Source organism: Mycoplasma sp. SG1 (assembly GCF_023612375.1).
GTDB lineage: Bacteria > Bacillota_I > Bacilli_A > Mycoplasmatales > SG1 > SG1.
This window is the reverse complement of the sequence record NZ_CP076852.1, coordinates 390,261-412,206: the sequence shown is the minus strand read 5'-3', so window position 1 is coordinate 412,206 and position 21,946 is coordinate 390,261. Positions and strand designations below refer to the sequence as shown.

19 protein-coding genes are annotated in these 21,946 nt (G+C 24.9%); 2 read left to right on the top strand and 17 right to left on the bottom strand.

Annotation, left to right across the window (positions count from 1 at the left end; all coding sequences use genetic code 4):
• Positions 1 to 25: 25 nt before the first annotated feature.
• The 17 genes from valS to JRW51_RS01835 form a co-directional block, all read right to left on the bottom strand.
• A complete protein-coding gene (gene valS, locus JRW51_RS01915; RefSeq protein ID WP_250328493.1) occupies positions 26 to 2,668 on the bottom strand; it encodes a valine--tRNA ligase in 2,643 nt (880 codons plus the stop codon).
• Positions 2,634 to 3,323, bottom strand: a complete 690-nt coding sequence (locus JRW51_RS01910; RefSeq protein WP_250328492.1) for a hypothetical protein — start codon at positions 3,321 to 3,323, stop codon at positions 2,634 to 2,636. The genes valS and JRW51_RS01910 overlap by 35 nt, the downstream gene beginning before the upstream one ends.
• A 3-nt stretch (positions 3,324 to 3,326) precedes the next feature.
• On the bottom strand, positions 3,327 to 4,250 hold the full coding sequence (locus tag JRW51_RS01905; protein ID WP_250328491.1) for a hypothetical protein: 924 nt from the start codon (positions 4,248 to 4,250) through the stop codon (positions 3,327 to 3,329).
• Between the two features lie 15 nt (positions 4,251 to 4,265).
• On the bottom strand, positions 4,266 to 5,168 hold the full coding sequence (locus JRW51_RS01900; RefSeq protein WP_250328490.1) for a hypothetical protein: 903 nt from the start codon (positions 5,166 to 5,168) through the stop codon (positions 4,266 to 4,268).
• Positions 5,169 to 5,265: 97 nt separating this feature from the next.
• Complete coding sequence (locus JRW51_RS01895; protein WP_250328489.1) at positions 5,266 to 5,847, bottom strand: NAD(P)H-dependent oxidoreductase; 582 nt, start codon at positions 5,845 to 5,847, stop codon at positions 5,266 to 5,268.
• Positions 5,848 to 5,892: 45 nt separating this feature from the next.
• Entirely contained in the window at positions 5,893 to 6,420 is a 528-nt protein-coding gene (locus JRW51_RS01890) for a hypothetical protein (RefSeq protein ID WP_250328488.1), read from the bottom strand.
• Between the two features lie 101 nt (positions 6,421 to 6,521).
• Positions 6,522 to 7,724 (bottom strand): ABC transporter permease, encoded by a 1,203-nt coding sequence (locus JRW51_RS01885; RefSeq protein ID WP_250328487.1) that lies wholly within the window; start codon positions 7,722 to 7,724, stop codon positions 6,522 to 6,524.
• Complete coding sequence (locus tag JRW51_RS01880; protein ID WP_250328486.1) at positions 7,705 to 8,436, bottom strand: ABC transporter ATP-binding protein; 732 nt, start codon at positions 8,434 to 8,436, stop codon at positions 7,705 to 7,707. Before JRW51_RS01880 ends, JRW51_RS01885 begins: the two co-directional genes overlap by 20 nt.
• A gap of 15 nt (positions 8,437 to 8,451) precedes the next feature.
• Positions 8,452 to 9,489, bottom strand: a complete 1,038-nt coding sequence (locus tag JRW51_RS01875; RefSeq protein ID WP_250328485.1) for a hypothetical protein — start codon at positions 9,487 to 9,489, stop codon at positions 8,452 to 8,454.
• Complete coding sequence (locus tag JRW51_RS01870) at positions 9,482 to 10,492, bottom strand: hypothetical protein (RefSeq protein ID WP_250328484.1); 1,011 nt, start codon at positions 10,490 to 10,492, stop codon at positions 9,482 to 9,484. The genes JRW51_RS01875 and JRW51_RS01870 overlap by 8 nt, the downstream gene beginning before the upstream one ends.
• Before the next feature lie 152 nt (positions 10,493 to 10,644).
• Positions 10,645 to 12,009 carry an ABC transporter ATP-binding protein gene (locus tag JRW51_RS01865; RefSeq protein ID WP_250328483.1) on the bottom strand — a complete coding sequence of 455 codons (1,365 nt, stop codon included), beginning with the start codon at positions 12,007 to 12,009 and terminating at the stop codon, positions 10,645 to 10,647.
• A gap of 160 nt (positions 12,010 to 12,169) precedes the next feature.
• Positions 12,170 to 13,297 (bottom strand): bis(5'-nucleosyl)-tetraphosphatase (symmetrical) YqeK, encoded by a 1,128-nt coding sequence (gene yqeK, locus JRW51_RS01860; RefSeq protein ID WP_250328482.1) that lies wholly within the window; start codon positions 13,295 to 13,297, stop codon positions 12,170 to 12,172.
• Between the two features lie 310 nt (positions 13,298 to 13,607).
• Positions 13,608 to 16,142 carry a DNA gyrase subunit A gene (locus JRW51_RS01855; protein ID WP_250328481.1) on the bottom strand — a complete coding sequence of 845 codons (2,535 nt, stop codon included), beginning with the start codon at positions 16,140 to 16,142 and terminating at the stop codon, positions 13,608 to 13,610.
• Positions 16,142 to 18,052 (bottom strand): DNA gyrase/topoisomerase IV subunit B, encoded by a 1,911-nt coding sequence (locus JRW51_RS01850; RefSeq protein WP_250328480.1) that lies wholly within the window; start codon positions 18,050 to 18,052, stop codon positions 16,142 to 16,144. Before JRW51_RS01850 ends, JRW51_RS01855 begins: the two co-directional genes overlap by 1 nt.
• Before the next feature lie 98 nt (positions 18,053 to 18,150).
• Entirely contained in the window at positions 18,151 to 19,338 is a 1,188-nt protein-coding gene (locus JRW51_RS01845; protein ID WP_250328479.1) for a hypothetical protein, read from the bottom strand.
• A gap of 43 nt (positions 19,339 to 19,381) precedes the next feature.
• Positions 19,382 to 19,624, bottom strand: coding sequence for a YneF family protein (locus JRW51_RS01840; RefSeq protein WP_250328478.1), 243 nt, complete (start codon positions 19,622 to 19,624; stop codon positions 19,382 to 19,384).
• 80 nt (positions 19,625 to 19,704) lie between these two features.
• A complete protein-coding gene (locus JRW51_RS01835) occupies positions 19,705 to 20,592 on the bottom strand; it encodes a hypothetical protein (protein ID WP_250328477.1) in 888 nt (295 codons plus the stop codon).
• A 133-nt stretch (positions 20,593 to 20,725) separates the two neighbouring features.
• Here JRW51_RS01835 and JRW51_RS01830 point away from each other — a divergent pair, with 133 nt between their 5' ends.
• The gene (locus tag JRW51_RS01830) at positions 20,726 to 21,547 is read left to right on the top strand and encodes a glycerol-3-phosphate acyltransferase (protein WP_250328476.1); all 822 of its coding nucleotides are present in this window, start codon (positions 20,726 to 20,728) and stop codon (positions 21,545 to 21,547) included.
• 60 nt (positions 21,548 to 21,607) lie between these two features.
• Positions 21,608 to 21,922: a hypothetical protein gene (locus JRW51_RS01825; protein WP_250328475.1), complete on the top strand. Its 315-nt coding sequence runs from the start codon at positions 21,608 to 21,610 to the stop codon at positions 21,920 to 21,922.
• Positions 21,923 to 21,946 lie beyond the last annotated feature (24 nt).

Sequence of the window (21,946 nt, the reverse complement as noted above, 5' to 3'; positions counted from 1 at the left end):
AATAGGAATTTTAAAGTTTAATATTTTAAATTTTAGATAATTTATTTAACTGATCGACTAAAACTTGTAGTTCTTCTTTTTGCTTATTTAAATCGCTTTTAAGCATTTCAATAAATTTTTTATCCGCTTTTGAAATTAACTTATCATTAGTTAATAATTGATTTTTTTTAGCAATTTTTTGTTGTAAAGCAAAAATTTTACTTTTTAAAGTTTCAGCGTTTAAGGATTCAGATTTTACTTTTTTTGAGATAGCAAAAATTTCTATATTAGTAGATTTAAAATAAAGCGATCAATTTGTATCAATTTCATTTAAAGTTTTATCTTTAATTGTTATTTTTTGAGAATGTAATAAAGAATAATTTTTAATCATTAAGGTTTGATCAGAGTCAGTCAAAATATTAATTAAAATTGTTTTGCAATTCTTATCTGCTAAAAGTAAATTAATTTTTCAAATTAATTCGAATGTAATCAGATCAGAAAAAATCGTTTTCAAACTTCTTTTTGTTTTAAAAGAACTAATTAAGGGAGATTTGCAAATATCCTTTGGACTTATATTAAATTCTTTATTTAACAAATAACTTCCAATTGACGGAATAAAAGGAAATAAAATAATTAAAAATAATTGAAAATATTCCTTTAAATCTGATTCATGAAATAAAAAAGGATTGTTTTTAATTTCTAAAATAATTTGATTAGCTAATATATCATAAGTAAAATTTTTAAGCGTTTCAACTAAAAGATGAAATTGAAACTTCTGATAATGATGATTAATTGTTTTGAAAAAAATAATAAATTGATTCTCAAACTTATTTAAAAACTCTTTCTTCCAAAAAAGTTGATCTTTTGATAAAACTAGATTATTTGAAAATTTACTTTTCATTGCTTCTCATCATTTAAAGATATTCATTATTTTTGAAAAAAAACGACTATTTAAACTGATTGCTTTCCGATCATATCTTAAATCGTTTCCTAAAGTTGAATGTTCAAGAAAATATAAACGTAAACTGTCAGTGCTGAAAATATTTAATTCTTGAATCGGATTAATACCATTGTTATTCGATTTAGACATTTTGATATTATTTTCATCTCTAACTAAACCGTGAAGATAGACATTTTTAAACGGTATTTTTTTTTCTAAAAATGTTGTTTGTAATATCATTCTAATAACTCAAAAAAATAAAATATCATAGCCTGTTACTAAAACAGATGATAAACTGTCCCCTACTTTTATATCATCATTTAAAAATAAAAGTGGCAAAAGTGAACTACTATATCATGTATCTAAAACATCATTTGATTTTTTACGATCACTTCCATCGTTAAGAAAAATATTATCATTTTTATCAAAATATAACGGAATCGGATGACCAATGAATAATTGACGTGAAATACATCAATCATGGCAATTATTTAATCAATTAAAGAAAACTTTTTCAAATTTTTTCGGATAAAAATTAATTTTTGTTTTTGGGTTATTTTGAAATTTTAAGGCGATATCAACCAGTTTTTCAATTTTAATAAAATATTGACTACTTAAATAAGGTTCAATAACTGCCCCTGATCTTGAACTAATCGAAATCATATTTTCATAATCTTCAATTTTAGTTAATAAATTGTGAAGATATTTTTTTTCAATTGCTATTCTTGCTTCTTTAATAGTCATATTTTGAAACTGAGCGCATAAATGATTAAGTTTAGCATCTTTGGTTAAACAAACTAATAAATCTAAATTATATTTTTTACCAATTTCAAAATCTACAAAATCATGCCCTGGGGTACATTTCATTACTCCAGTTCCAAACTCAATATCAACTGATTCATCTGCTAATAACGGAATTGGTTTTTTTGTAAAAGGATTTAAAAATTTTTGATTTAAATATTTAAAATATTTCTTATTATCAGGATGGCATACTAAAGCGGTATCAGCAAAAATAGTTTCTGGTCTTGTCGTTGCGATTTCTAAATAAAAATCTTTTTTCGTTTCATAATAATACTTAAAATAATATAATTTTGTCTTTTGTTTAACAAATTTTACTTCAAGATCGCTTATCGCTGTTTTAAGAATTGGATCCCAATGGATAATTTTTTTACTTCGATAAATGATACCTTCATTAAAATATTTTAAAAAGGTTTTTTTAACTATCTTCGAAATATCATCATTTAAAGTAAAATAAGTTTTATCAAAATTTAAACTTAACCCAAATTGTTTTAATTGATTTGTAATATTTTTAATCGTTTTTGTTTTATAACTTTCTTCTCCGTTATAACCTTTTAAAAATAATTTTTCAATTTTAGCTTTATTATTTTTTTGAATATTAAGTTTTTTTTCATCAATCATTCTTCAAAGAACTATTTGCGTTGCTATCCCTGCGTGATCAAAACCAGGTAGTCAATAAACATTTTTATGGTTTATGACTTTTTCCCATTTAATCAAAAAGTCTTGTAAAATAACATTTCAAACATGTCCTAAATGTAACAGACCTGTAATGTTAGGTGGGGGTAAAAGAATACAAAAATTTTGGGATGTATCTAAACTAAAGTTTTGATTTTGATAAATTTCAAAATTGAAAGTGTTGATTCAATCATGCTGTTTTGATTCAATTTCTTTCCATTCAGCTTGATTAAATGCTTCGTTATCCAATGATGTTAAGTTTTTTTGATTCGACATTTTTAAAAATTTCTTCAGCTAGTTGATTTTTATCAACATTACCTTCAATTTGATATATTTTTAAATTTTTATCATTAAAATAGATTAAATAAAAAGGTGAATAATTGGCAACATATTCATCTACTTCCGAAATGTATTTTGAATAAGCAATAATAGATCCTGTTTTTAAATTATTTCTTAAAAGGAATAAATTGCAACGTTGTGATAGGTCGGTTTTTAAAAATAAAATAATTAATTTTTTTTTAAGGTTGGCGATTAAGTAATAGGAAATAAGAATAAGATTGTCAAATGAATTTAACAGTTTTGAAGCTAAATTAAAAAGATTAGGGAAATTATCAGGATTTAAATATATTTTTCCGATCGTTTTTCAATCAATTATATGATTTGGGTTAAAAAGGAAATCATCATCAGTTAAAATTATCTCTTCTTGGTTAAAAAGGAAATTATTTTTACGGTTTAAAGAAATCATTTTAAGATATTTATCTCCTTCTTGTGGTTTTAGATGGGGATAGTTTTTTTTAATAAATTTTAAAAAACTTAAAACTAATAACTTTTCAGAAAAAAAACTTCATTTAAATTTATCCGCTAATTTTTCTGCTAAATAATGTTTATTAGATGCTGTTCATCCGCTAACAATAATAAAAAAAAGAATCATTCATTATATAGACTTAAAAACTTCAAGAACTTCTAAAAATAAATTATCATAATAATTATTTTTATCAAGGATTAGTTTTTCTGCTATCCCCTCTCATTTTGATTTTATACCTGATTTAAACTTTATAATTCTAAGATAACTATTAACTCAATAATTATCATCATTTGATTTATTAACTAATTCGGTTTCTTGAAAAATAAAACTCAAAAATTCAGTTAAAATTTGATCAAAATCTAAATAATTATCAAAATGATCTTTAATTTGAATAAATCTTGTCTTGTTTTTAGAAAAATTAAAGAAGTTGTCGTTTTTTAAAACTTCTAATTCTGAAGTATTGTCGCTAACTAATTTTTCATAACTTTTATAGACGCTAATGAATAATAAATAAATTCATAGTTTAATTTTGCTATACATTAATAATGAAAATAAATAAGATATTTTATGAAAATGATATCCATCATTTGATTTTTCTAAACATTTTTTATAAAAATTGATATCTTTGCTGTATATAGAACTAATATCAAAAAATATTTTAATAATATTTCGATCATAAAATAAATGTGGTGGGGTAAAAAAATCAAATATTAAATTACCTTTTTTGTTCAAGTCATTATCTTGGAAAAAATGATTTTTAGCATTTAGTTGATCTAAGATTTCAGCTTCATCAAATTGTGAATACAATTGTTGCGAATTAACAAAATCGGTTCCAAAATTATTAAGACTGTTAAAGACAAATTTAAAAGCATGATTAAAAAAAATTAAAATCTCTTTTTTAGGAATGTCTTTTAAGTTTATATTTAATAATTTATTCCAAACTGTTTTAAAAGCGAACGCTTTGATTTTAACAGTATAAACCCCCGAAAAAGGCGATGAAGAATTGGAAATAAAAAGTGTATAGTTTTCTGGACTTATTTCAAAATTGTTCATGATTTGATTTTATCCTTAAAATGCTAAATAAAGAATTAAAAAAATAACCAAAAGAATAAATAAACAAATAATAACGACAAAACCTAGTAAATGTAAAACTTGGTTAAAGAAAATTGCTCTTGATTCATATTTTAAATCATCTATACCATGACGAGCTTTGATACAAATGTTTTTATCTAAAGCATCTGCATTCTTTTGAAGATAAATGTTTAACTCTTTGATTAATATTCTTGCAGATTTATGGAATAAATACCCTTCTTTTAAAGAATAAGCTTTAAATCCAAAAAATTTTCTTAATTTACCTTTATAGTCAATGTTTTTCTGTTGAAACTCATTAAATTGTTCCTTTTTAGCTTCAAGTTCAGGTAAATACTCTTCAACCATAACTTTATTTTCAACCGATAATTGTTCAGTTTGTTGATCATTCAACTCAGCAATGATGTCAGTTAAAGACATATTAGAAGGTTTAGAACTAAATGCTGTTGCATTTTTTGATAAAGCTAATGTTTTTTTCTCATCGCTAATTTTGTTTAAATTGATCAAATTTTCTTCATTATTTTTTAATTGTTGGAGTTTATGTGAGAAATTGTCAATTTCTGAAGTTAAAAGTTGATTTAAATCTTCAGTATCCTTAGCTGCTTTAACTTCTTGTTGCTTTTGCTTGGTTTGTTTTTTATAATTTGTGCCATAAACTTCAAGGGTATTATTGAATTCATATTTTGATTGTGAATTAATGTCTTTTAAATTTAAATCCAAAGTCTGAAAAAAACTGCTTTCATCTTCAGTGTTTAAATTATCAATCTTATCAATCGTTGGATTTTCGATTGTATTATGAAGTTTTTCAAGTTTTTTTGTTCTTGAAAGAACAGAACCTTGTTCTTGATCTTTAACTTCTTTATTGTTGTTGTTATCGCTCATGTTTAATGTTTATAAATTTTAATATTTGTATATCAATTATAAAAAAATATAGAACAAAAAAGATAAGAACTAAACTCTATTTTAAAAATAAATAAAATTATTTACTGCTAAAATTATCCATTATAAATTTATTTGTGTCAGTTGCAATTTGTTCAAATTCTTCTTTTGATAAAAGATTACATCCATAAAAAAATAAATTTCTTTTATTTTCAATGGCAGCATAATTAAAGGCTAAAACCCATGGATGAATCAATGCTTCAATATTTGGAATTGTGTAATTATTAACGATATCATTTTTTTTAGAACCAACTGTTCCGATAAAAATAACTTCTTTACCTTGCAAAAGACCCATCCCAGCATTTGGTTTAACCGTTTTATAAGCGAAATCGACAACCATGACAAGTTCAAATCATATTTTGAAAATTCCAGGAATAGAATATCATCAAACTGGAAACTGGGCAATGATAATATCAGCTCATTTAACGTATTCTTGCGATAAACCGATTTTTTCTTTCAAAGAAGGATCAGAAAAAGAAGTTAAATCTAAATCAAAAATATTAAGAAATTTGATTGACTTAATTCCTAAATTTTGAAATGCCTTAAAAACTATTTCTTTGATTGCTTTATTTAAAGATGATCGATCAGGGGCGATGTAGAGATATAAGATATTTTTGTTCATTTACTTTAATCGTATTACAACTTCAATCTAAACCTTATCAGCTTTTTATTGAAGATATTTTTGAACCTTTTCTAAATTTCTTGAAATATTTAGTAAATCTTGATTAAAGTTTTTTAATATTTTTTCACCTTTTTTAAAAAGATGGTTGATTTGTTTAATCTTAATTTTAGAATATAAAGCTTTTTTATCTTCTAAAGTTTCAAGTGATGCGGTATTAGAAATCAATCAATTATCAAAATTATTATGGCTTTTAAATATTTTTCTTAAACTTTCTATTAATAATAAATAATTTTCAACTAATGATTTATAACCTTTTAATAAATTGATATTAACTTTTAAATCTTCGATATGCAAATTTATTAAATAACGGTTTAGTTTTTTTAAAAGTTTTTTTAAAGAAGATATTTCTTTATTAATTGCTTTAAAATTTAATTTTGTTTGTGATTCTAAAAACTTTCTAAATATTTTTAAAACGTTAATTCCATAAATAAATTGCGTTTTTATATAACTGACTAACTTATTCGTTTCTTCAATATTTAAAATTAAATTTTCATTAAAATTGAGATTATTCATAAAATTTATTTAATTTATTATATATTCAAAGTTTGTAACTGACTAATTTTGAAATTGTTAACATTTTCTTGTTTGATCTTTTTTAAACAAACTTTTTAAACCTACAATCATTTAAAAGTTCTGACGAAAATAATACCAAATAAAATAGTTATCCCAATTAAAACAGATGATCAGGTCAAAATTGTGACTGCTACACTATTATTAATAATGACTAAAGAAGAATATAAAGAAGATGATAAATTACCTCCGTACATTATAAAGATTAAAATTTGCGACATGTATCACGCTGGAGATATATAATTTAAGGATAAAGGAATGCTTGTTCCAGGGGTGAATGCTCCTGTTAAGTATAACATTAGCATATAAACTAAAACTCCAACTGATTGTACAGAACGTGGATCTTTAAACAATGAAGCTAAGCATGCTCCAATACAATAGCCTGGTATAGACATGACAAGAATTACTAAAATAGCAAAAAATAACCTTAAAACACTAACATCTGGTTGTCCATACGCTAATTTACCAACCAGTAAACTGACAACTGAAGCAAAAATACCAATAATCATAAGCAAGTTAGCTTGAATTGAAATAATAAAAGTAGGCGAATATCCACTTGAATAATACCTTAAATAAATTTTCCGTGATCGATTAATTGATAAAACGCTTGGAACAGAAACAAAAGCAGAAGATAAAACTGAAACAAGAAGCAAACGTGAAATTAAATTCGCTCAAATCATATTAGTTTCATCAGGAGGAAGACTAGTTTCATTACTAAGAGTTTGCCCTGTCGTATATAAAATAATCATTGGCATCAATAATGGAAAAATAAAAGCAAACGGATTTGTAAAAAAATTTTTAACATGAATCAAAAGAATATGAAAATATCTTTGAACTGGATTAAAATTCGTTTTAAAAATTTTTAAAGATAAATAATTAACTAAACGTCTTCTTTTCCGTCATGGCATCTGTTGAATTTTTTCTAATGTCAAACGATTTTTTTGATATTGAGCGAGCGGAACAGATTCTTTTTTTAAACCACTAAATTCTGTTTTTTGTTTGTCTTTAGCTTTTTCTTGATCTGAGGCAAAAAAATTATCTTCTAAATCAGTGGTGTTAAAGTTTTCTTGTGGTTTTTTGGTTTTGAAAAATCTAAATCGATGGGGTTTTTTTTGATGATTATTGGAAATTTGATCGTTTAATTGTTCAAGTTTAGCGATTGAATTTTCAGAAAGAGGTAGATTGCCCTTTTTAATATCTAGATTAATATTATCTTTAGGATTGCTTTTATCTGTAAACTTTTTCATAAATATCCTCTAAACTTGCATTTAAATCATCTGGAGAAAATGTTTGTCTTAGCTGTTCAAATGTTCCATCAAAGATTTTTTTCCCAGAATATAATAAAATAAAACGATTACATAAACGTGCTAATTCTTCAAGGTAATGACTGATAATAATTAAAACCTTACCATCATTTTGTTTTTGAATCAGTTTTTTTAAAATATCTTTTCTTGCTAATGGATCAACGTTTGAAGTTATTTCATCAAGAAACAAAATATCAGGATCATTCATTAAAGCAATAATTAAACCTATTTTTTGCTTTTCTCCTCCGCTTAAACCTTCTGCCATTGATGAAAGTTTGTGTAAAACGTTAAATTCTTGACATAGTTGTAGAACTATTTTCCAGTCAGTTTTAAAACGATAGGCAAACACTCTTAAAACGTCCCTTACTAACAAATTAGGAGTTAAAGACGTTTCTTGAAACTGAACACTAACGTGTTTAAAAAAATTTTTTCGCTTAATTCGTGGAAAATAGGCTTTCCCTGAAGTTGGTTTATAGACCTTAATAATTGTATTAATTAAAGTTGTTTTCCCTGAACCATTTGGTCCTATGATTCCGATTGATTCTGCTTTATTAACCCTAAAAGATATATTATCTAATCGAAATAAGGGAAATTGTTTAGTTAAATTTTCAACTACTAAAACGGTATCTTTATCGACATTTTCAATATTCATCATAAAAAAAATAAATTATTAAGTTTGATTTTTCATTTGTTCTAGTCCTTTGACAGAAAAAATACCACGTATTTTTTTCCAAATATGCGCTTTTGAAAATGAAAAAATTCCATAGTAATAAAATCTTTTCATTAAAAAAAATAACAGTATATTTGTAAGAGCACATAGTCCAATACTTAAAAAAATAGGTCATAAAACGTCAGGACCTAATTGTGATTTGTATATGACTAAATAAACTGGAAAATAACCATTAGAAAGGATTGGAATAATAGTAAAAATTGTATAAATAATATTTTTATTTTGACTAATATTTTTGGTGGCTAAATTATTATAAAGTAAATTAATTAAATTTTTAAATACTATCGGAACGATTAAAATTAAGATAACAAATAAAAAAATATCAAAAAATGATTCAGAAATAGCAGTAAGGCCAGTCGTTAATAAAATATATATTGCTCCATTTAAAAGAAGTAAAATGATCGTAAAACCAATAACTGTATTAAATGGTAGATAACAAAACTGTTCAGGGGTATATTGATATAAGAAATTATATGTTTCTAAAAAACTATGAAGTTTTAGTTGGGTTATGAATAAAAAGATTGAAAATGGAGAAAACTGACCAATAAAGATTGACATAATAATTCCTGCTAATAGAAAAAAAACTAACGAATAAAAAATTAAAAAAGAAAAACTAATAAACAAAATAATAATATAGTGGTATAACTTGCCTACTGAAGACACTACAATGTCAACTGTACTTGATTTTTTAAATTCATAAACATAACTAATGTTCATAATAATAACCAAGAAAATTAAAAGCATTAACGAAATTGGGAAGATGTTATTAAAAAATGAAGCAAAAAAATTATCAAAAATTTTAAAGTTATCAATATTGCTGCTTGTCGTTGGATTATAAAATTGATGAGTATATCAAAATGATGTTGACGGAATCGAAAAAAGAAGGACAACAAAACAAATAAAACCAATATTTAATCAATTGGCGAATGAAAAAAAATAAAACCGAAAAGATCAACGTAAATAATTAAATCTAAACATAATATTTATTTTTTTTCTTATTAATCCGGTGATTATGAATTCTCTGTTTAAAGTTAATAAACTTAATGAATTTATCTCAAACAGATAAAGATAAAAGTTTTGCAAAATAAACAGGATGAATAAGTACTCATAAAATAATAATTGAAAGGACTATAACAATGATCGGTATATAAACAAACGGAGTGATAAAATTATTACTAGCTCCTACTAAGATAAGGGTGTAAGGATAGTTAAAAGCAAACATGAAGGGAATAAAAGCTATATATTTTTGAATTGGAAGATTTAAAAATAATTCTACTAAATTGACACATGCTGGAATCAGAAAAAGAAAAATACCGATCATTAACCCATTTCTTAAGTTTTTAGTTAAACTTCCAATATACATCCCTAACAAAATATAAAATAAATTAATTAAAAGGGTACTTACAATGAGAATTGTTATAAACGCTTCTAAAGAAATCGGAAACATTTTAAAAAGCGAAGAATAATTAATTAATGCTGAATAAAATTGAGCAAATGACATAAACTTAGCCCCGCAAAAAAAATCAATCAGAAATCCGCCGTGAACGTTTTGAATATTCATGAAAAAAGCGATAAATTCAGAAAAAATAAATAAAAATAAATAAAACAAAACAACCCAAATTAAATTAATCAATATCTTAGTGAAAATGATTGTTTTTTTCGGAACTGAAGTTAAAATAAAAACAACGCTATTACTTCTCTTTTCTTCATGAGTTTCATAAATTTGAAAAATAACAATCAGAAAAAGAGGCAGAATTGTTAATACAGGAACTATTAAAGTAAAAAAAGTATGAACATAAGAATGAAGCGCTTGCGCTGAAGAAGCTTGATTAGGGAGTCATTCTCCAGCCTTTTGTCATCAAATTTGAGCTGCGATACCGATAAATAATAACAGTATCAACATAAATAAATAAAAGAATAAATTAACTTTATTTAAAATCCGTTGTTTTAAATTGTAATAAAAAAAATTGAAAGCAACCATAATCTATATTTCAAGTTGTGAAACAAGAAAAATTATTAAGTTATTATTCTAAAAACTGAAAAAATAAAAAATATAGCCATTTTTCGTAATTGAAAAATGACCTTTATGATTGATAAAAAATTATTAAAAAATAAATAAAATAATAATAAAATCTATGGTTTTGCTATTTTTGAACGTGGTTTTTTAACGATTGAAACTGTTTTTTTTCTAGTTGAAGATTTTATATTTTTTTTAGCAATTTTTTTAGAAACTGAAGTTGATTTTTTCTTTACTGGTTTTAATGGACTTGTTATAGAGTTTTTTTTAGGCTGTTCTTGATCACTTGATTTTGATTCATCTAATCCTACATTTTCTGAATTAACTTCTCTTTCATCACCAGATTCTTGATTAGATTCTTGATTTAAAATATGATTATTCTGTTGCTTATCTTGTTCTTGAGTTAAAGATTGATACTTTGGTTGTCCAGCTAAAGGTTGATTTTCTTGTTGCATATTTTCTTGATTAGCTAAAAAATTAATATCAACATTTTTTATATCATCTCGTTCACTTTTAATATGTGATAGTTTTTCAAGTGAAATATTTTGATCTTCATTTTTAGATGTTGAAAGTTTTGAAACAAAAATTTCATTTAATGATGGTAAAACGATATTAAATGAAGCAACATAGGATAAAAAATGTTTAAAGATATAAGCTTTAACTAAATCTTGATCTTTAGTTGATTCTGATTTAATTATCATCTTATTAGCAGACAATCTAATATCGATAATATTAACTGATTTTTTTAAAATATCAGCGATTTTATTTAGTTGAACAAATGATACATCACGGAATGTGATTTCAAGGATTGAAAATTTTTTAAATTCTTCTTTAATTTGATAAACTGATCCTTGATAAATAATTCCCCCCTCATCAATCATAATAATTGATTCACAGAATTTTTCGATATCTTCAATTAAATGTGATGAAAAAATTAAAATTTTATCTTTTTGTTTTAAAAGGTTAATTACCTTGCCGATTAATTCACGATTAATAACATCAAGACCTGAAAATGGTTCATCTAAAATAATTAATTTAGGGTCATGAATAATGCCACAAATTAATTGAACTTTTTGTTGATTTCCCTTTGATAGATTTTTGATTTTAGTTTTCGTATATTTTTTAAGATCTAAAATATCAGCATAAACATCTCATCTTTTTTCAAAATCAGCAGAATTTATTCCTTTAATTGAGGAAAAATATTTAACTTGTTGTTTAACTTTTAATTGCGGAATTAAACTTCTAACTTCAGGAACATAACCAACATTTAATAAATCACTAATAGTTATTTTTTTGTCATTTCAAGCAACTTTTCCGATATCTGGATCAATTAATCCCATGATAATTCGAAATAATGTTGTTTTTCCTGCTCCATTTTTACCAAGTAAAGCATATGTTTCGCCTGGTTTTATTTGAATAGTTACATCATTTAATGCTCTTATATTCCCGAAATATTTTGTAACGTTATTGATTGTAATCATATCTTATTTTATTGACATCATGTTTGTTAAAGTTATTAATTTTAATAATATATTTTTGAATTATATATTTAAATAGCGAAATATAAAATTTAAATTAAATATATAACTTAAATTATTAAATAGTTTTTTTCAAAAAAACTAAAAATGAATCATAAAGAAACTATATTTCTTCGATTAAAGAATCCTCTGCAATTTTGGCTGTATTTATATCTTCATATTGCGATTGAATAAATTCGAATAATTTAACAAACGATAAATTCAAATTTCGTTTTGCTAAATCGCGATAATATTTGATGTTTGAAAAATCTCGATCTTCAGATAATTTATCAGCTAGATAAACTATTTTAGTAACATCATCAATTGGTTTTGAAAAATCAGGAATGGTATGTTGAGCAATTGCATCTAATACTTTTTGGTTATTGATTAAAAATTTATTTTTAGCAATAACAGCTACAACATATTGATGCTGAACGCTAGGATGGGTATTAAGATGGTTTTCATCATAGACTTTTAAATATCAATTTAAAGTTGAAGCAGGGAGTTCTTTAGCGATATCGTGAAGAATAGCGGCACAATAACAATCATTAACTGAAACGTCATGCTGTTTTGCTAATTCAACAGCTAAACTTGCGACATTAAAACTATGTTCGATACGATGTGGAGATAAATAAGATTTAATTCTTTGATAAAAATATAAACCATTATTATTACAATACTCTAAGACTTTGGGATGAAGGTTTTGTAAATTTTGACCATTTTTAATTTCTGTACTTGAAATAACTCAAGGTGGGTTTTTTAAAACTTCAAATTTATCGACAAAATCTAAATTATTAATTAAGGGATGAAAAGTTAACGTTTCTGTTAAACCACGATTTAAGATATAAATTTTTTCACATTCATGAATAAATTTTTTGTAATTGGCTCAATCATTAAGTTTAATAAAAGTATCATCGCCCATTAAAAAACTATATTCATGGTTCGTATTTATTTTTTTTAACTCCTGGATTGTCTTAAGAGTAACGCTATCACCTTTACCAATTTCAAAAAGACAAACTTTTATTTTTTTTAAGTCTTGATCTTCAAAATCATGTAATAAAGCGATTTTTATCATTTCATAACGATATTTTCATCAAGATAGTTGTTTACCATCAACATTTTTAAAAGTTAACAATAACCAAATTTGATCAAAAACTAAATGCTTTAAACAATATTTAATCGTATTAGTATGACCGTTATGAATAGGATCAAAAGCCCCTCCATATAATAAAATTTTTTCTTTGCTACACATAATTTATAGTTTTTATCTTTTTAAAATAAAATGTTGCCCAACAATCGGTTTAAATGTTTTTATTATAATTTAAATTAATCTTTTTCATGTATGTTTCATCCATTCATGTTTTAATACTTATAACATTTTATCTACAGAACAGAATATACAAATTTTTAAAATAACAGCAAAATACTAGAAAAAATTGTTAAAAAAATGATAAAGAATTTTTGTCAAATTTTTATTATTGGTTATTAATATTTACGGTTATAACTTCTTTTATTATATATCTAATTAACTAATTTTAATAAATTATTTAAACTATAAAAAATTAGAATTTAAAGAAATAAGAAAGGAAAAATTTTTTATATTGATGCTCTTTTCAGACTGATAAATTATTTTTTAGAAAAGTTGAAAAATTAGTTTTCAAGTTTTTTGTTTCAAGGTAATCAGATGTTCCTAAATCATCTCCAACATTGATTCCACTAATATTTTTTGAATCAGTTAAAATTAAGTTAATATTAAACTTTTTAACTAATAAATGCGCTAAACTTCGTCCTACGTGGGCTCGTTTAGTTACAACAAGATCGTTCATCGGAATAATCGTTTTATGTTTTAACGTATTTGATATTAAAGAAACTTGAGCGTTTAAATGGGTTAAATTAACAGCAAATTGAACTTGTTGCTTGTCTTTTAGTTTTATTGCTGTCTGTCCTTTTGAAGCAAAACCTTGAACTGATAAATTGTGAATTGGAAAGAGGAGATATTTTTTATCATTTGTAATAATAAGGAGATTATCTTTGTAATAGTTTACTATATCACAATAAATAACTTCATCATCGCAATTGGTTAAGTTATCATCATCTTCAAGTTCATTTTTGTATAAATTGATAACTTTTTTAGCCAACATCTTTTTGATCAGAAAAATATTGTTTAAATCAATCAATTTTGCTTTACCTAATTTTGTAATTAACAAAAGATAGGTGTTATCTTGTATCATCGGTTTTTCATCTTCATGACTAAAAACAGCTAAGGTTGGAGAATTTGAAGGAAGGTTCTTAATAAAACTAGGAATAAATAATCCGCTTTCTTCGATTTTCGCTTTTTGGATTTTAGAAACAGCTAATAAAACTAGATAACCGCTTTTCGTTAATAATAAGATTTCTTGATTGTATTTAATCGTTTCTTTAAAAGCGACATAATCATTTGATTTGATCCTTGGTAATTTACCATTAAAATTATTTTTTTGATTAACTTCATTAATTCAAAGATAACTACTGCTTGAAATAATTAATTGTTGATCATTTTTGTTGATAAAAATCTCTTCATCTTCAGCTTGTTTGACTACTTGTTCTAAATTAGTAATTTCTGTTAAACGTTTATCTGTAAATTGATCTTTGATTTTGGCTAATTTTGAAATAATCTTAGAAGTTAAAAGTTTTTTACTACTTAAGAGTTTTTTGAGGTTTTCAATTTCTTCTTTATTTTTTTGATATTCCTCTTTTAAGGCTACGATGTCAGTTGAAGTTAAGCGATATAATTTTAATTCAACTATAGCAGTTGCTTGAATTTCTAAAAATTGGAACTTTAAAACAAGATTATTAATCGCATCTTTTCTGGTTTTAGAATGACGAATAGTTGCTATAACATCATCTAAAATTGATACCATTTTCATAAACCCAGATAAAATTAATTGTTTATCAGTTAAAACTTTTAAATAATGGCGATATTTAGTTTCATGAAAATTAAGAAGAAATTGAAAAAAATGTTTAAAATAATCTAAAATCCCGATTTCATGTGGTTTAGAATCAATAATAACAACAAAATTACATGAATATTGGATTTGAAGAAAGGTTTTTTTTAAAATTAAATTCTTTAATTGTTCAGCATGTGATAAATCTTTTATTTCAACAATGATTTTAATGCCATTTTTATCGGTTAAATCAATAATTTTAGTAATTAAATCGTAGGCTTGGTTGGCTCTGAATGTTTCAATTTGTTTAACAATAACACTTTTTGGAACATCGAAGGGAATTTCAGTAATTTCAAGAAAATGATGAAAATTTGAATTTGATTTGATGAATATCTTACCAGTAAGAACGATTTTACCTTTTCCAGTTTTATAAATTTGGAATAAATCTGATTGATTGATAATTATTCCAGCGGTTGGAAAATCAGGACCCTTAATAATTTGAACGATTTCATTTAAAGAAATATTTGGGTTTTTGATATAAGCAATGAACCCTTCCATAAATTCCCCTAAATTATGCGGAGGAATATTAGTTGAATAACCTGCAGCAATTCCTGAATTACCATTTAAAAAAAGGTTTGGTAAAAGACCAGGGAAATAAACTGGTTCTGACTCAGTGTCATCAAAATTATTAACAAAAGGAACAAGTTCTTTTTTGGTATCTTTAAATAATTCTTCAGCGTACCTACTTAATCTAACTTCAGTATAACGCATCGCTGCAGGAGGATCACCATCAATAGAACCATTATTACCATGAAAACTAATCAACGGATAACGCATCTTTCAAGACTGAGACATTCTAACCAAGGCAGCATAAACAGAAGTATCACCATGAGGGTGATATTTACCAATCACTTCCCCGACTATTCTTGCTGATTTTTTAAAATTACTTTTATGAGTTAATTTTAAACCATCGGCCATAGCATAAATAATACGACGATGAACTGGTTTTAAACCATCTTTAAAGTCGGGTAAAGCTCTGTTTTGGATAATATGTTTAGCATAAACTCCAAATGAAGAAGTTAAAATATTTGAAAATTCCTGTTCAAAATATTTTTCATTTTGAATGAATTTATTAATATTTGTTTTTAATTTTGAATTATTATTTGATTTCATTATTCGTTAAAATTGATATTTTCATCAATTCATTTTTTTCTGAAACTAACATTTTTACCCATTAAAATATCAGTATAATTATTAGCAGCTTTTTCATCATCTAATAAAACTTTAATAAGTTTTCGTTTTTCAGGATTCATAGTTGTTTCTCATAACTGATCAGCGTTCATCTCCCCTAAACCTTTGTAACGTTGTAATTGTCCTTTTAAATTAGAATTTTTGTTTAAAAAATCATTTAATTCAACAGATGAAAAAAAGTATTCGATTTTATTTTCATATTTAAAAGCAAATAAAGGAGGGGTTGCGATATAAAGATAGTTATGAGAAATTAACGGTTTTAATCAACGGCAGAAGAAAGTTAACAATAAACTTCTAATATGAGCTCCATCTTCATCGGCATCGGTCATAATAATTATCTTATGGTATCTTAAATGTTTTAAATTGATTTCTTTGCCGATTTTACGAATTCCTAAACTATTAATTAAAGCTAAAATTTCTTCATTTTTAACAACTTCAGATAAAACTGTTCTTTCTGTATTTAAAATTTTACCTTTTAAGGGCAAAATAGCTTGATATTTACTATTTCTTCCTAATTTAGCAGTTCCACCAGCAGATTCTCCTTCAACAATAAATAATTCTGACAATTCTGGTTTAGTTTCATAATTTGGAATTAGTTTACTAACATATTTATTTATTTCGGTTTTTTTCTGCTTTAAAGGGGTAAAATGATGAACATTTTTTAATCTTTGTTTATAGTTATACAAATCTTCAAAATATTTAATTAGTTTTGTAGATTCTTCATCGTTCTCTAAAAGATAATAAAGAAGGTTATCGTTTATTGCTTGATCAACTGCTTTTCTTGCTAATTTAGAAGTTAACTTACCTTTTGTTTGACCTTCAAATTCAATCGCTGATTCTTTTATTCTTAAATCAATAACAACAACTAGTCCCGTTCTTAAGTCATTGCTGTTCAATTTTAATAAATTTTTTAAATCTTTTTGTTCAAAAAAAGAAGTTAAGGTTTTAACTAAACTTAATTTAAACCCTACTTCATGACTTCCGCCGTTATAAGTTGGAATACAATTAGCGAAGGAATAATATTCATCATTTTGGATGGTTGGGGAGTAACTAAACAAAATTCGCGTTTTAATAAGATTGTTTTCAAAATTATTCTTAATCAAAATTGGATTTATTGCTAAATCTTCTTCATTAACAATATTTTTAAAATATGATTTTAATCCATCTTCATAACAATAAAATAAACTAACATCATTTATTTTATCTTCAAGGATAATTTTTAAGTTATCATTTAAAAAAGCTTTTTCTTGTCCTAATTTCTTTAAATCTTTAAAATCAAGAATATTGGTTTCAAAAATATTTTTATCAACTAAAAAACTAACTATAGTCCCTGACTTTTTTTTAAATTTATGATCTTTAATCTGAGTTAGTTTAGAAACTTTACTACCGCCGTTGGCAAAAGAAATCATATGACCTATATTATTAGTTCATGTCTTAACAACTAATTTTTCAGATAATGCGTTAACAACAGCGGCCCCAACACCATGAAGTCCTCCAGAAGCTAGATAAGCATCTTCTTTAAATTTAGCCCCTGCGTGAAGTTTTGTAAAAACTACTTCAAGGGTTGATTTATTCAATTGTTGATTTAAATCAACAGGAATACCCCTGCCGTTATCTTCAATTGAAATTCAACCATTTGCTTCAAGGGTTATCTTTATTTCTGTTCCAAACCCATTCATAACTTCATCAACAGCATTGTCAACAATTTCATGAACAAGATTTAAAAGACCTTGATAATCGGTTCCTCCGATATACATTCCTGGTCTTTTTCTAACAGCTTCTAATTCTTCAAGAACTAAAATACTTTCTGCTGTATATTTATTTACGACCACTCTAATAATTGGTTAGATTTTTAAAAATTAATTCTTCTTTTATTATATTAACGATTACTAATTTTAAAAATGATTGAATTTTGAAGATATTTTAATGTTTATACTTCAAAAATAATGCCTCAATGACCATTAGAAATAACATCTTTTTTTGCATCGTAATCATATGAATATGATAATTGAAGGTAATCCCTTAACATAGTGTTGATTAATATAGAAGAAATTGTTATTCCTGTTGGAAATTGAGTCCCTGTATCATCTCATATTTGTAAACCAAAATTAGTTGGTATTGGCAAGTTTATTAAATCTTTCACTTTTAAAGTTTTATTAGGTTGTGTAGACCATAAAGTATCATTGATAAAGTTTCCTATAGCACTAACGATATTATTAGATAAAACTTCTCCTGTTGGTTCAGAAACAGACTCAATTAAATTATTAAACCCTACTGTAATAGAATAATCCATTTTATAATCTCCGGCCTGTTTATGCTTTTCATAATTAGGCAATTTTGTAATATTTCAAGGATGATCTGAACCACTTCCTTCAGTTCCACCTAAACCATTTATCCAAAGATCTTGGATTAAAGAGTCTAATTTAGGTAATTGAAAGTACGGATTTAATTCCTTTTTTATACTTTGCGGAATAAAAGTGATAGTATCAAATTTTTTCTGTAATTTATCAAGTAGTGGCTGAATCGCCTCTCGTATAAACTTATTAAGGCTAGGAAATTTATTATAAGTACTGTCAATTACATCAATATAACTTCAAACTAAATCTGATAAACTTCATTTATTAGTAAAAAAAGTGTTATTAAATTTCGTTTGGTCATCGGTGCTTGTTGCCAATAATTGCAATCTATTCGGCTTAGTTAATAAATGCTCACTAGAAGAAAAGGAAAAGTGATGATTAATAATTGGAATTTGATAAATATCGGAAGCATAATATCATAAATATCATTCGAATAATTTGGGAGAAAAGGAATGCTTAATAAAATCATTGATCATTGTGCCAGTATCAACCCCATTTTGAAGATATTTTTCATAAAAGCTATCATTCTTAATCTCACTATTAAAAATTCATTTTGACTCAATGTTATTTTTATAATAATCCTGCGATTGTTTTACAAACTGCTTATTAGCTTTTTCAACGTTTGGAACCTGACTGTCTGGAAAACCACCACCATTACCTGCAACGCCGTTGAAGAAAAAGATAATATAAGTTGCAAAAGATACAATTAGAAAAATAACTAATGTACAAAAAACTAAAATTTTAAGATAAAGCTTTTGCATATATAAGAATTGTTTAATTAGAAAGCAATTTATTCTTACCTAATTATTTTTTATGACTTGTAGAAGTTGTTTGAAACTTCATAACTGAATTAATCATTTGTTTTATTTGTGCTTCTGTTGGTTTTCTGCCAACTTGTGCATAAAGTGAACGAATCATATTTTCATTAATAGGAGGATTAGCCTTTAATTGTTTTTCAAAATATTTTTTTGAAAAATAAAAACCAAAACCCATTCCAATTAATAGAACTAATATACAACTAATTAAAATTGCCCATCATGGAACCATTGTATACCCCTTTCTGTTTAAATAAATTTTATTGAGATTTATTTGTAATTTTATTATTATAAAATGTTAATAAAAAATATTTAAATTTTATTAAACGTCAAACTATATTTTAACTTACTAAAATCAATAGAGTCTTTATTAATATCATAGGTATATTGCATACCAAATGTTAACCATTTACTTATAATCTGTTTGTAGTCAATATGAATAGGAAACGGGAGATCTCCCCCTGATAATACAATATCCATATTAGGTAAAGGGAGTTTAAAATTATTTAAAATAATTAAACTACTATCTTGAATTGATTCAGTAAAAGAAGATCCATCTAATAAATTATTTAACAAACCATTTTTTAAATAATCAGCAAAATTGTTTTGTTGAACCGGAATATTGATTTCAAAAGAATAATTTTTATAGTTAGATAATACGGTTGGAAGATAACTTCATAATTCTTGAAATAAATCAGGAACCGTAATTTTGGATGTAATACTTGAAATAACGTTATTTAAAAAGTTTGGTAATGTTTTAGATAATAAAATACCAATCGGGGTATTGTCTAACTTATTATACAATAGAGAATCTGATGAATTTAACTTCATTAAATCAGTTAATTTACCAATATTTATTTGATGATTAAAAAGTTGAAGTCCATATTCATTTTTACCATAATTTACAAAAACATCCTTATCATTATCTCAACCTTCAATTTTTGTTATCTCATCATTATTTAATGTAAATTTGTTAGTATAAAAATCGTTGATATCTTTTTTATTATCTTCAACAACAACTTTTTTAATATGATTTAAAAATTCCTGATTACCCTTTTTAACATAATAATCAACTGACTTATGACTTTTAGAATGGTGAAATATATAGTAAAAAGCTACTCCACAACCAATTCCTACTCCAGTGGCTAAAATAACTGAAGCAATAGTTATCCAAGTTGTTTTTAAATTTTTGGTTTTCATCTTATTACTTAATTTATTTTTTAGAAGTAAATTATACATAATATATTATATTAAACCAAATTGAACTAAATAAAATCCTAATTTTACGTAATTTTAATCTTATAAATTATCTATAAAAATCTGGTAAAAACTTATGAATATATTAAATATTTTTGGTGCTAACATAACACTATTGATTATCGGTTATCTTGTCGGAAGCTTTTGCTTTGGAATTATTCTAAGCAAACTTATCTTTAAAAAAGATTTACGCCAATTTGGTTCAAAAAATAGTGGTGCAACAAATATGAACCGTGTTTTTGGTTTTAAATGAGCTGCCCTTGTTTGGTTTTTAGATTTTTCAAAAATCATAGTTGTTTCTATTATTAGTTTTTTTCTAATTCGCTATGTTACATGATTCCAAGGAAACGCAATTTATTTAATCGCTGCTTTTGGTGGATTAATCGGTCATAGTTTTCCTTTATATTTTAAATTTAAAGGTGGTAAAATTGTTTCCTCATTCATGGGACTTTTGGTTTCATTCTCGTTATTTTTATTTCTTTTAGGTCTTTTCTTTTTTACCCTGACTTGACTTTGATCAAAAAAAATCGGAAAAAGTTCAGTTATTTTTGCAATAGTTGTTCTTTTAACTTGTTGATTACCTTGATTTACGAAAAGTAGTTACTTTTGAATAAACTCATTATTTAACACAACTGATTATTATTTAAACTATCCAGGTTACTTTGCAAATACTACTTTAATTGCTTTAGGAAGTATTTTATTAATTATCTTACACCATCAAAATATAAAAAATGAATTTAAAACAATTCAAAAAATAATAAACCATCGAAAAGAATGCCGAAACATTAAATTAGAAACGATTAAAGCAAAAATAAATTCAGAAGATAATGTAATTAAAAAAGCAAAAAAAATAGCAAATGCTGAATCTGAAGAAAAAAATATCGAAAAGATACTTTAAAAATAGCGATCATATATTATAATTTACTTAGTAAATATAGAAAAAAGAAAACGATGAACTATGAAATTTTTTAAAAAAAATAAAAATAACGAAAACTGTCAAGAAAAAGAAAAAGATTCTAATCTAACCGATCAAGAAAGTGGTTGTTGTGGAGGTGGATGTCATACATCATCTGAATCTAAAATAGAAGAAGATGAATTTAAAGAATTATATTATCTTGATGACAACAAAGATGATGATAAAGAACATCATCACGATCACGACCATAAACCAGGTGATCCATGTTGTAAAGGTTTGCCAGCAGAAGAATGTTGCCAAAACCCTAAAAACAAAAAGAAATATGACAAAGATGAAAAAACTAGTTGCTGCGATTAATTAACATCTTCCACTAATTTTATT